Raw genomic sequence first — 12,611 nt, 5'->3', positions numbered from 1 at the left:
GGAAAGCTCCGGCGCGCGAGAGGTCGGCGCGCAGGCAATGGTACCCACGCTGGTGCAGCGCACAAGCCGACCTGTCGGCAATTGCTCACGCCGCGCCGGGCTGGCCGCCATCCAGGCCCTGATGGCGCAACAGCGCATCGATGCGCGGTTCGCGCCCTCGAAACGACTTGAAACTTTCCATCGCGCTGCGGCTGCCGCCGGCCTCGAGCACGCTCTGCCGGTAGCGCCGCCCGGTGGTCACGTCCAGCACGCTGCCCCGGCATGCCGCCTCCTCGAAGGCGCTCCAGGCGTCGGCGGAGAGCACCTCGGCCCACTTGTAGCTGTAGTAGCCGGCCGCGTAGCCACCGGCGAAGATGTGCGAGAAGCTGTTCAGGAAGCGGTTGAACGGCGGCGTCGGCAGCAGCGACACCTCGGCGCGCACCTCGGCGGCGATCTCGGCGATGCGTGCCTCGCTGCCCGGTTCGGCATGCAGCCGCATGTCGATCAGCGAGAACTCGACCTGGCGCAGCATCTGCAAGCCGCTGTGGAAGTTCCTTGCCGCGAGCATGCGGTCGAACAGCTCGCGCGGCAGCGGCTTGCCGGTGTCGACATGGCCCGACAGGCGCTGCAGCACCTCCCACTCCCAGCACAGGTTCTCCATGAACTGGCTGGGCAGCTCGACCGCGTCCCACTCGACGCCGGAGATGCCGGAGACGCCGAGTTCGTCCACTCGCGTGAGCAGGTGGTGCAGGCCGTGGCCGAACTCGTGGAACAGCGTCATCACGTCGTCGTGCGTGAGCAGCGCGGGACGGCCGTCGACCGGCGGCGCGAAGTTGCACACCAGGTGCGCCACCGGCGTCTGCAGATCGCGCCCGGGGCGAGCCCAACGCTCGCGCGTACCGTCCATCCAGGCCCCCGGCCGCTTGCCGGCGCGCGCGTGCGGGTCGAGGTAGAACTGTCCGAGCAGCTCGGCGGGCGCGTCGCCGCTGGCCGCCGGCCGCTCGATGCGGAAGAAGCGCACGCTGGGGTGCCACACCGGGGCCTCGTCGGGGCGGATGCGCACCTCGAACAACGTCTCGACGATGCGGAACAGGCCATCGAGCACGCGCTCCTGCACGAAGTACGGCTTGACCTCCTGCTCGCTGAACGCATAGCGCTTCTCCTTCAGCCGCTCGCCGGCGAAGGGGATGTCCCAGGCCTGCAATTCGTCCAGGCCCAGCTCGCTGCGCGCGAATTCGCGCAACTCAGCGAGGTCGCGCTCGGCGCCGGGGCGCGCGCGGTGCGCCAGGTCGCGCAGGAAGGTGATCACCTGCTGCGGCGACTCGGCCATCTTCGGCACCAGCGACACCTCGGCGAAGCTGGATTTGCCGAGCAGGCGCGCTTCCTCCTGGCGCAATGCCAGCAGCTCGCGCATCAGCGGGCCGTTGTCGAGGTCGGCCGGACCGATCTCGCTGGCGCGCGTCACGTAGGCGGTGTAGAGCTTCTCGCGCAAGGGCCGGTTGCGGCCGTACTGCATGACTGGGAAATAGCTCGGAAAGTGCAGCGTGAGCTTGCAGCCCTCCAGCGATTCGGCCTGGGCCGCGGCGCGCGCGGCGCGGACCACGTCCTCGGGCACGCCGTCGAGTTCGGCCTCGCTCACGTAGAGCGCGAAGCCGTCGGTGGCGTCGAGCACGTGCTCGGAGAAGCCGCGCGACAGCTCGGCCTGGCGCTCCTGGATCTGCGCGAAGCGCTGCTTCGCCTCGCCCTGCAGCTCGGCGCCGGAGAGCACGAAGTCGCGCACCGCGTTGGCCAGTGCCTTGCGGCGCGGCGCGCTCAGGGACGCTGCTGCCGGCGCGGCGAGGATGGCTTTGTACTTGGCGAACAGCCGCTCATCGGCGCCCAGCCGGGTGTGGAACTCGGTGACGCGCGCCAGGTTCTCGGTGTAGGCCGCGCGCAGCGCCGGCGTGTCGCACACGGCGTTGAGATGGCGCACCGCGCCCCAGCCGCGCGACAGGCGCTCGGTGGCGACGTCGAGCACGGCGGACAGCGCGTCGTACTCTGCCGGTACCGCGTCGCTGACCGCCTTCTCCAGCGCGGCGTTCGCCGCGCCGAGCAGCGCGTCGACGGCCGGCGTGACATGCTCGGGGCGGATACGGTCGTACGCGGTCAGTTCGTCGAGTTCGAGCAGCGGGTTGTCCATCGTGTCGGTTCAGGCGTTCGGCGTCGAGGCGGCGCGCTCCGCGGCCTCGATGGTGTTGACGAGCAGCATGGCCCGCGTCATCGGTCCGACGCCGCCGGGCACCGGCGTGATCCAGCCAGCCACCTGCGAGACGCCGCCGAAGTCGACATCGCCGCAGAGCTTGCCGTGGTCGTCGCGATTCATGCCGACGTCGATGATCACCGCACCCGGCTTGACCATGTCGGCGGTCAGGACGTTGCGCTTGCCCACCGCCGCGACCACGATGTCGGCCTGCCGAGTGTGGTGGCCGAGGTCGGGTGTGGCGCTGTGGCACACGGTGACCGTCGCGTTGGCCTGCAGCAGCATCATCGCCATCGGCTTGCCGACGATGTTGCTGCGCCCGATCACCACCGCATGCTTGCCCTTGGGGTCGCAGCCGATGGACTCGAGCATCTTCATGCAGCCGTAGGGCGTGCACGCCTTGAAGCCGGGCCGTCCGATCATCAGTGCGCCGGCGCTGGCGACGTGGAAGCCATCGACGTCCTTGGCCGGCGAGATCGTCTCGATGACCTTGTTGGCGTCGATGTGCGCCGGCAGCGGCAGCTGCACCAGGACGCCGTGGATGTCCGGATCGACATTGAGCGCGCGGATGCGCGCGAGCAGCTCGACCTCGGGCAGGTTGGCCGGGTGGCGGTCGAGCACCGAGTGCATGCCGACGCTCTCGCAGTCCGCAACCTTGTGCTTCACGTAGACCTGCGAAGCCGGGTTGTGGCCGACCAGGATCACCGCCAGGCCGGGGCGATGGCCCATCTCGGCCAGCGCCGCGACGCGCCGGGCCACCGCGGCACGCGTCTTCTTGGCCAGCGCGTTGCCGTCGATCAATTGGGCGCTCATGTCGGTCGGCTCCTTCAAAGAACAAAGGCCGCTTCGCAGCGGCCTCGATGGGGTGGTGAACGTTCAGGCCTTGGCTTGCGCGCCGAGTGCGATCTTCAGCAGGTCGGCCACGGTGTTGGCGTTGAGCTTCTCCATGATGTTGGCGCGGTGCGCCTCCACCGTCTTGATGCTGATGCCCAGGTCATCGGCGATCTGCTTGTTGAGGCGGCCGGCGACGATGCGTTCGAGCACCTGCGCCTCGCGCGTCGTCAGGCGCGACAGCAGCGCGTCGCGGCTGGCAGCCTCCTGATGCTGGCTGAAGGCGGCACGCGCGCTGTCGAGCATGCGCTCGACCAGGCCGAGCAGCTCTTCTTCCTTGAACGGCTTCTCGATGAAGTCCATCGCCCCCTTCTTCATCGTCGTCACCGCCATCGGCACGTCGCCGTGGCCGGTGATGAAGACGATGGGCAGCGGGCTCTTGCGCTCCATCAGGCGGTCCTGCAGTTCCAGGCCGCTCATGCCGTCCATGCGGATGTCGGCGATCAGGCAGGCCACCTCGCGCGGATCGAAGCGCGACAGGAAGGACTCGGCCGAGTCGAAGCACTTGACGCGGTAGTCCTTGCCCTCGAGCAGCCACTGCAGAGAGTCGCGCACGGCCTCGTCGTCGTCGACGACGTAGACGGTGCCTTTCTTGGGGATCAGGCTCATGAGACGGCGGTCGATTGAGGGATCGGATGGGCGTCGCTGCGGGTGATATCGACCGGCAGCGTGAACGAGAATCTGCAGCCCACGATGATGTCGCCATTGTAGAGGTTCTGCGCCTTGATCCGCCCTCGGTGGCTCTCGATGATCGAGCGGCACAGCGACAGGCCGATGCCCAGTCCGTCGGTCTTGGTGGAGAAGAATGCCTCGTACATGCGGGCGATCACCTCCTCCTTGAGGCCGGGGCCCATGTCGGTCACCGTGAACTCGATCACGCCCCCCTCCTCGGGGGTGTGGCGCGGCACGACGCGCAGCTCGATGCTGCGCCGCTTGGGCGGCAGTTGCGCATTGTCGATCGCCTCGGCGGCGTTCTTCACCAGGTTGAGCACGACCTGCTCGATCAGGATCGGGTCGACCATCAGGGTGGGCAGCCGCTGCGCGACGTAGGTCGAGATCGCCACGTTGCGCCGGCGCAGTTCGATGCCGGCGAGCTCGATCGCGTCTTCCACGATGTCGCGCGCCTGCGCCGGCTGGCGCTGAGGCTCGCTGCGCTTCACGAAGGCGCGGATGCGGTGGATGATCTGCCCGGCGCGCTGCGCCTGCCGCGCGGTCTTTTCCAGCGCCGCGATCAGGTCGTCCTTGCCGATCGCGTCGTTGCGCACGCGCGTGACCATGCCGTTGCAGTAATTGGTGATGGCGGTCAGCGGCTGGTTCAGTTCGTGGGCCACCGACGAGGCCATCTCGCCCATCGTCACCAGCCGACTGGTTACCTGCGCCTTCTCGGCCTGGTTGGCTGCGAGGTTCTCGGCATTGCGGCGCGCCGTGATGTCGGTGGCAATCAGCATCTGCGCCAGGCGACCGTCGGTCCACTGCAGGTAGCGCGTGCGCACGTCGAACCACTTGCGCAGCGGTTCGATGAAGACCTCTCGCGAGTCGGAACTGGCCTCGGTCAGCTCGGTGGTCGGCAGGCCGCCGAGCGACTCGATGGTGTCGCCGAACTCGCTGTTCTCGAACGGCGAAGGCTCGCCGCCGGCGAGCAGCGCGTGGCCGCGCGCATCGGCGCCGAACCACAGGCGGTAAGAGCGGTTGGCGAACAGCAATTCCGACTGCTGCACCGACAACACCGATACCGCGGCGTCGAGTCCCTCGAGCACCGTCGTGAAGCGCTCGTGCGAGGCGGAGAGCTGGTCGCGGATGCGCTTGGCCTCGGTGATGTTCGTCATCGAGGTCATCCAGCCGGTCTGCTGGCCACGCGGGTCGATCAGCGGCGAGACATACATGCGCGAGTCGAACAGCGAGCCGTCCTTGCGCATCACCTTCACCTCGATGCCGCCCGCCGGGCTGCGGCCCTGCAGTTCCTGCTGCAGCAACCGGTTGTTCTCCTCGAAGCGGTCCGGCGGCCAGTAGGGGAAGGGCGGGCGGCGCCCGATCAGTTCCGATTCCAGGAACCCGGTCATCGCGCAGAAGGCCGGGTTCACGTAGGTGATGCGTCCCTCCATGTCCATCGCGCGCATGCCGGTGAGCATGGAGTTCTCCATCGCCCGGCGGAAGTTCGTCTCGGTGACCAGCGCGCTCTGCATCTGCAGGCGTCGGCGCATGTGGCGCCAGGTGCCGAGCAGCATCCACACCGTGAGCACCGACAGCGCGGCGACCATCCAGAACAGCGTGTTCGAGATCAGGCCGATTGAGGTGCGGTAGCCCTGGCCGCGCAGGAACAGGCCGTTGCCCGCCGGCGCCACCGGCACGTCGTGCACGATCTGCGCGCGGCGCGAGGTGGCGCCGGGCATGCTGGTCACGGTGCTGGCCAGCGTGCGGTCGCTGGCGTCGAGCAGGGCGATCGCGTGGCGGTTCGAGACCTCGGCGGGCACGAAGTAGCGCACCAGGCTTTCGACCGAGTACTCCGCGACCAGCGAGCCGGCGAAGGCGGCGCGGTCGATCAGCGGCACATGGACCTGGAACACGGCGGTGCCGTGCCGGTCGGTGAACGGGCGCGAGTAGACCGGCTGGCGCAGCTCGCGCGCCGCATCGAAGGCCGCATCGGGCTCGGGCGGCCGCTCGGCACCGGCCGTCTCAGGCGCCGCGCCGGTCTCGGCGAGGAAGGTGGTGGCCGAGTAGCTCGCCTTGCGCGCGCGGTTGGCCCCGATCCACATCAGTGCGGTGATCTCCGGCCGCTCGCGTGTGAACGAGGCGGCTTGGCCGAGGAACTCCTCCTGGTCGATGGTGCGCGTGCCGATCTCGCGCGCGATGCGCACCAGTTGCTCCTGGTTCTCGATCAGACGCAGGCGGATCTGCTGCTGGGCGATTTCGGTGTCGCGCTTCACCGAGGCCTGCTCACGCTCGATTTCCTCGTTGCGCAAGTACCAGAAGGCCGAGATGATGGCCGCGAGGAACAGCAACACCGAGACCAGCGGACCGAGCGTTGCGTAGCGGTCCTGGCGGGCTGGCGACTGGCGTCGCCACCAGCGGCCGAACAGGCGCTGTGGCCAGCTCTTCGGGGCGCGCGCCGGGGTGGCGACATCGTGGACGGGTTGCATGCGCGGATTATCGGCGGGCAAGGCGTTGCGCCTGCTGCGGCGGAGTCGACGGCCCCATCGTTCGGGGCTCGGGTAGGCCGTGGGATTCCATATTGTGAAAGTGACTCGCACTATTTGAAAATTGAATCGGCTTGTGCGACACTCGCGGCCACCCAGAAATCACCCCAGGAGACAAGCATGTCAGCAGTGCCTGATTCGTTCCTCGGTGCGGCCGCCAACGATGCGGACGCGCAGGAAACCCGCGAGTGGCTCGACGCCCTGTCGGCCGTCATCGGCACCGAAGGCGGCGAGCGCGCCCACTTCCTGCTCGAGCAACTGATCGACCACGCGCGCCAGGCCGGCATCGATGTGCCGTTCTCGGCCAACACGGCCTACGTCAACACCATCCCGGCCGACCAGGAAGAGCGGACGCCCGGCAACGTCGAGATCGAGGAGCGGCTGCGTACCTACATGCGCTGGAACGCCATGGCGATGGTGGTGAAGGCGAATCGCCTGCACCCGGCCGACGGCGGCGACCTCGGCGGCCACATCTCCAGCTTCGCCTCGCTGGCGACGATGTTCGGCACCGGCTTCAACCACTTCTGGCACGCCGAGAGCGAAGGCCACGGCGGCGACCTGCTCTACATCCAGGGGCACAGCTCGCCGGGCGTCTATGCGCGCGCCTACATGGAAGGGCGGCTGACCGAGGAGCAACTGCTGAACTTCCGCCAGGAGGTCGACGGCAAGGGCATCTCCAGCTATCCGCACCCGAAGCTGATGCCCGAGTTCTGGCAGTTCCCCACCGTCTCGATGGGCCTGGGCCCGCTGATGGCGATCTACCAGGCGCGATTCCTGAAGTACCTGCATGCGCGCGGCATCGCCGACACTGCCAATCGCAAGGTCTGGGTGTTCTGCGGCGACGGCGAGATGGACGAGCCCGAATCGCTCGGCGCCATCGGCCTGGCTGCCCGCGAGAAGCTCGACAACCTGATCTTCGTCATCAACTGCAACCTGCAGCGCCTGGACGGCCCGGTGCGCGGCAACGGCAAGATCATCCAGGAGCTGGAGGGCGAGTTCCGCGGCTCCGGCTGGAACGTCATCAAGCTGCTGTGGGGCAGCTACTGGGACCCGCTGCTCGCCCGCGACAAGGAAGGCATCCTGCGCAAGGTGATGATGGACGTGGTCGACGGCGACTACCAGGCGATGAAGGCCAACGACGGCGCCTTCGTGCGCAAGAACTTCTTCGGCCGCCACCCCAAGCTGCTCGAGATGGTCGCGAAGATGAGCGACGAGGACATCTGGCGGCTGCAGCGCGGCGGCCATGATCCGCAGAAGGTCTACGCGGCCTTCCATCGCGCCAACAGCCACAAGGGCCAGCCCACCGTGCTGCTGATCAAGACGGTGAAGGGCTTCGGCATGGGCAAGAGCGGCGAGGGTAAGAACACCGCGCACCAGACCAAGAAGCTGATCGACGAGGACGTGCGCGCCTTCCGCGACCGCTTCAACATGCCGATCCCGGACGACAAGCTGGCCGACATCCCGTTCTACAAGCCGGCCGACGACACGCCGGAGATGCGCTACCTGCACGAGCGCCGCAAGGCGCTGGGGGGCTACCTGCCGAAGCGCCGCACCAAGGCCGACGAGCAGTTCACGGTGCCCGCGCTCGAGACCTTCAAGGCCGTGCTCGAGCCCACCGCCGAAGGCCGCGAGATCAGCACCACGCAGGCCTACGTTCGCTTCCTGACCCAGCTGCTGCGCGACCAGGCGCTGGGGCCGCGCGTCGTGCCCATCCTCGTCGACGAGGCGCGCACCTTCGGCATGGAAGGTCTGTTCCGCCAGATCGGCATCTACAACCCCGCGGGGCAGCAGTACACGCCGGTCGACAAGGATCAGGTGATGTACTACCGCGAGGACAAGGCGGGCCAGATCCTGCAGGAGGGCATCAACGAGGCCGGCGGCATGGGCTCCTGGATCGCCGCGGCGACGTCGTACTCGACGAACAACCGCATCATGGTGCCGTTCTACGTGTACTACTCGATGTTCGGCTTCCAGCGCATCGGCGACATGGCCTGGGCGGCGGGGGACATGCAGGCGCGCGGATTCCTGCTCGGCGGCACCTCGGGGCGCACCACGCTCAACGGCGAGGGCCTGCAGCACGAGGACGGGCACAGCCACATCCTCGCCGGCACCATTCCGAACTGCATCTGCTACGACCCCACCTTCGCGCACGAGGTCGGCGTGATCCTGCACCATGGCCTCAAACGCATGGTGGAGAAGCAGGACAACGTCTTCTATTACCTGACGCTGCTCAACGAGAACTACCCGATGCCGGGCCTGAAGGCGGGCACCGAGGAGCAGATCATCAAGGGCATGTACCTGCTCGAGGAGGGCAAGAAGAAGACGCCGCGGGTGAACCTGCTGGGCAGCGGCACCATCCTGCGCGAGTCGCAGGCGGCCAAGGAACTGCTCGAGAAGGAGTGGGGCGTGGCCGCCAACGTTTGGAGCTGCCCGAGCTTCAACGAGCTGGCGCGTGACGGCCAGGACGTCGAACGCTGGAACCTGCTGCACCCGACGGAGAAGCCGCGCGTTGCGTTCGTGACGCAGCAACTCGAGCCGCATGCCGGTCCGGTGGTGGCGTCGACCGACTACATGAAGAACTTCGCCGAGCAGATCCGTGCCTTCATCCCCAAGGGACGCGCCTACAAGGTGCTGGGCACGGACGGTTTCGGCCGCAGCGACTTCCGCAGCAAGCTGCGCGAGCACTTCGAGGTGAACCGCCACTACATCGTCGTCGCGGCGCTGAAGGCGCTGTCCGACGAGGGCACGGTGCCGGCCGCGAAGGTGGCCGAGGCGATCAAGAAGTACGGCATCAACGTCGACAAGATCAACCCGCTGTACGCATAACGACGACGGAGACAAGTCATGGCAGTAGTGGAAGTCAAGGTCCCCGACATCGGGGACTTCAAGGACGTGGCCGTCATCGAGGTGCTGGTCAAGCCGGGCGACACGGTGAAGGCGGAGCAGTCGCTGATCACCGTCGAGAGCGACAAGGCCTCGATGGAGATCCCGTCCTCGCATGCCGGCGTGGTCAAGGAACTCAAGGTCAAGATCGGCGACACGGTCAGCGAAGGCACGCTGGTGCTGCTGCTCGAGGCCGATGGGGCAGGCGCGAGCGCACCCGCGGCTTCGACGGCGGCGGCTGCTGCGGCGCCGGTGGCGGCCGCGGTGCCGGTGCCGGTCGCCGCTGCGCCGGCGGCGGCTGCCGGCCCGGTCGAGGTGCTCGTGCCCGACATCGGCGACTTCGACGAGGTCGCGGTGATCGAGGTGTTCGTCAAACCCGGCGACACCATCAAGGTCGAGCAGAGCCTGATCACCGTCGAGAGCGACAAGGCCTCGATGGAAATTCCCTCCTCCCACGCCGGCGTCGTCAGGGAGGTCAAGGTCAAGCTCGGTGACAAGGTCAGCCAGGGCAGCGTGGTGGCCATCGTGGAGGCGACCGGAGGCGCTGCCGCGCCGGCCGCCGCCGCAGCGCCTGCTGCCGCGTCGGCTGCCGTCACGGCGGCAGCAGTGGCGAGCGTTCCCGCTGCAGGCCGCGTTTCGCCCACGGCAGCGCTGCCGGTGCACGAACCCACGGTGGTCAAGACCGGCCTGCCGCACGCCTCGCCGACGATCCGCAGGCTCGCGCGCGAACTCGGCGTGCCGCTGGATGAAGTCAGGGGCACGGGCCCGAAGGGTCGCATCACGCAGGAAGACGTGCAGGGCTTCGTCAAGGGCGTGATGGCCGGCTCCGTGCAGACCCAGGCCCAGAAGGCCAAGGCGCCGGCGGCCGCCGTGGCTGCGGGCGGCGGCGCCTTGCCCGGCCTGCTGCCCTGGCCGCAAGTGGACTTCGCCAAGTTCGGCCCCATCGAGCGCAAGGAACTCGGGCGCATCAAGAAGATCAGCGGCGCCAACCTGCATCGCAACTGGGTGGTCATCCCGCACGTCACCAACCACGACGATGCCGACATCACCGAGCTCGAGGCCTTCCGCGTGCAACTGAACAAGGAGAACGAGAAGAGCGGCATCAAGGTGACCATGCTCGCCTTCCTCATCAAGGCCTGCGTGGCGGCGTTGAAGAAGTTCCCCGAGTTCAACGCCTCGCTGGACGGCGACCAGCTCGTGCTCAAGCAGTACTTCCACATCGGCTTCGCCGCCGACACGCCCAACGGCCTGATGGTCCCGGTGATTAAGGATGCCGACAAGAAGGGCATCTTCCAGATCTCGCAGGAGATGAGCGAACTGGCCAAGAAGGCGCGCGACGGCAAGCTCAGTCCGGCGGAGATGAGCGGCGGCTGCTTCTCGATCAGCTCGCTGGGCGGCATCGGCGGGCGCTACTTCACGCCGATCATCAACGCGCCGGAGGTCTCCATCCTCGGCGTGTGCAAGAGCAGCACCGAGCCGCGCTGGGACGGCAAGCAGTTCGTGCCGCGGTTGATGCTGCCGTTGTCGCTGTCGTGGGACCACCGCGTCATCGACGGCGCGGCGGCAGCCCGCTTCAACGCCTACCTCGGTCAGATCCTGGCGGACTTCCGCCGGGTGCTGCTGTAAGGAGCCCGCGATGCCTCTCATCGACATCAAGGTTCCCGACATCGGCGACTTCAAGGACGTCGCCATCATCGAGGTGCTGGTCAAGCCGGGTGACACCGTCAAGGCCGAGCAGTCGCTGATCACCGTCGAGAGCGACAAGGCCTCGATGGAGATCCCCTCGTCGCACGCTGGCGTGGTCCAGGCACTGAAGGTCAAGCTGGGCGACACGGTCAACGAAGGCACGGTGATCCTCACGCTGGACGCCGCCGGCGCTGCGGCCGCGACGACGGCGGCCGCGCCTGCCGCGGCGCCGGCTGCGGCCGTGCCCACGGCGGCCCCCGCCGCTGCACCCGTGACTGCGCCGGCGGCGGCCAGCTACGCCGGCGGTGCCGACCTCGAGTGCGACATGCTCGTGCTCGGCGCCGGCCCGGGCGGCTACTCGGCCGCGTTCCGTGCGGCCGACCTCGGGCTGAAGACGGTGCTGGTGGAGCGATTTGCCACGCTCGGCGGCGTCTGCCTGAACGTCGGCTGCATCCCGTCCAAGGCACTGCTGCACGTGGCAGCGGTGATGGACGAGGTGAAGCACTTCGAGTCGCTCGGCGTCAGCTTCGCCGAGCCCACGGTGGACCTCGGCAAGCTCAAGGCGCACAAGGAAAAGGTCATCGGCAAGCTGACCGGCGGGCTGGCCGCGATGGCCAAGATGCGCAAGGTGACGGTGGTGCAGGGCACCGGCGAGTTCGCCGATCCGTTCCATCTGAAGGTTGTGCTGACCAAGGATGGCAGCACGCAGACCATCCGCTTCAAGCAGGCCATCATCGCCGCCGGCTCCGAGGCGGTGAAGCTGCCCTTCCTGCCGAAGGACGACCCGCGCATCGTCACCAGCACCGGCGCGCTCGAGCTGCGCCAGCGGCCGAAGAAGATGCTCGTCATCGGCGGCGGCATCATCGGCCTGGAGATGGGGACGGTCTATTCGACGCTGGGCGCCAAGCTCGACGTCGTCGAGATGCTCGACGGCCTGATGCAGGGCGCCGACCGCGACCTCGTCAAGGTCTGGCAGAAGCTGAACGCGCCGCGCTTCGACAAGCTGATGCTGAAGACCAAGACCGTCGGCGCCGAGGCGACGAAGGACGGCATCCGAGTGATGTTCGAGGGCCTGGACGGCACGAAGAGCGAAGGCGTCTACGACCTGGTGCTGCAGGCCGTCGGCCGCACGCCCAACGGCAAGAAGATCGCCGCCGAGAAGGCGGGCGTGATCGTCGGCGAGCGCGGCTTCATCCCGGTGGATGTGCAGATGCGCACCAACGTGCCGCACATCTTCGCCATCGGCGACATCGTCGGCCAGCCGATGCTGGCGCACAAGGCGGTGCACGAGGCGCATGTGGCAGCGGAAGTCGCCGCGGGCCAGAAGGCCGAATTCGACGCCCGCGTGATCCCCAGCGTCGCCTACACCGATCCGGAAGTGGCCTGGGTCGGCGTGACCGAAGACGAGGCCAAGGCCAAGGGTCTGAAGGTGAAGAAGGGCCTGTTCCCCTGGACGGCCTCGGGGCGCGCGATCGCCAACGGCCGCGACGAGGGTTTCACCAAGCTGCTGTTCGACGAGGAGACGCACCGCATCGTCGGCGGCGGCATCGTCGGCACGCATGCCGGTGACATGATCGGCGAGGTGGCGCTGGCCATCGAGATGGGGGCGGACGCGGTGGACATCGGCAAGACCATCCACCCGCACCCGACGCTGGGCGAGAGCATCGGTCTGGCGGCCGAGGCCTTCGAGGGCGCCTGCACCGACCTGCCGCCGGTGCGGAAGTAGCCGCGGAGTCCGC

General features: G+C 68.0%; 7 protein-coding genes. 3 read left to right on the top strand and 4 right to left on the bottom strand.

Annotated features, from left to right (window positions below):
• Positions 1–85: 85 nt before the first annotated feature.
• From Q0599_RS15810 to Q0599_RS15795, 4 genes are all read right to left on the bottom strand, one after another.
• The gene (locus tag Q0599_RS15810; RefSeq protein WP_298831240.1) at positions 86–2,158 is read right to left on the bottom strand and encodes a M3 family metallopeptidase; all 2,073 of its coding nucleotides are present in this window, start codon (positions 2,156–2,158) and stop codon (positions 86–88) included.
• A 9-nt stretch (positions 2,159–2,167) separates the two neighbouring features.
• Positions 2,168–3,031, bottom strand: a complete 864-nt coding sequence (gene folD, locus Q0599_RS15805) for a bifunctional methylenetetrahydrofolate dehydrogenase/methenyltetrahydrofolate cyclohydrolase FolD (RefSeq protein ID WP_298831237.1) — start codon at positions 3,029–3,031, stop codon at positions 2,168–2,170.
• Between the two features lie 63 nt (positions 3,032–3,094).
• Entirely contained in the window at positions 3,095–3,718 is a 624-nt protein-coding gene (locus Q0599_RS15800) for a response regulator transcription factor (protein WP_209382505.1), read from the bottom strand.
• The gene (locus Q0599_RS15795) at positions 3,715–6,246 is read right to left on the bottom strand and encodes a PAS domain-containing sensor histidine kinase (RefSeq protein ID WP_298831234.1); all 2,532 of its coding nucleotides are present in this window, start codon (positions 6,244–6,246) and stop codon (positions 3,715–3,717) included. The genes Q0599_RS15800 and Q0599_RS15795 overlap by 4 nt, the downstream gene beginning before the upstream one ends.
• A 177-nt stretch (positions 6,247–6,423) precedes the next feature.
• Between Q0599_RS15795 and aceE the strand changes: the two genes are divergently transcribed.
• The 3 genes from aceE to lpdA are packed head-to-tail and all read left to right on the top strand — an operon-like array spanning position 6,424 to position 12,598.
• Positions 6,424–9,129, top strand: a complete 2,706-nt coding sequence (aceE, locus tag Q0599_RS15790; protein WP_298831231.1) for a pyruvate dehydrogenase (acetyl-transferring), homodimeric type — start codon at positions 6,424–6,426, stop codon at positions 9,127–9,129.
• Positions 9,130–9,147: 18 nt separating this feature from the next.
• The gene (gene aceF / locus Q0599_RS15785; protein ID WP_298831228.1) at positions 9,148–10,812 is read left to right on the top strand and encodes a dihydrolipoyllysine-residue acetyltransferase; all 1,665 of its coding nucleotides are present in this window, start codon (positions 9,148–9,150) and stop codon (positions 10,810–10,812) included.
• Positions 10,813–10,822: 10 nt separating this feature from the next.
• Positions 10,823–12,598 (top strand): dihydrolipoyl dehydrogenase, encoded by a 1,776-nt coding sequence (gene lpdA, locus Q0599_RS15780; RefSeq protein ID WP_298831225.1) that lies wholly within the window; start codon positions 10,823–10,825, stop codon positions 12,596–12,598.
• The last annotated feature ends 13 nt before the right edge of the window (positions 12,599–12,611 follow it).

Source organism: uncultured Piscinibacter sp., from assembly GCF_937952055.1.
Classification (GTDB): domain Bacteria; phylum Pseudomonadota; class Gammaproteobacteria; order Burkholderiales; family Burkholderiaceae_C; genus Piscinibacter.
Note: the sequence above shows the minus strand (reverse complement) of the source record. Positions and strands in the feature narration are given on the sequence as shown.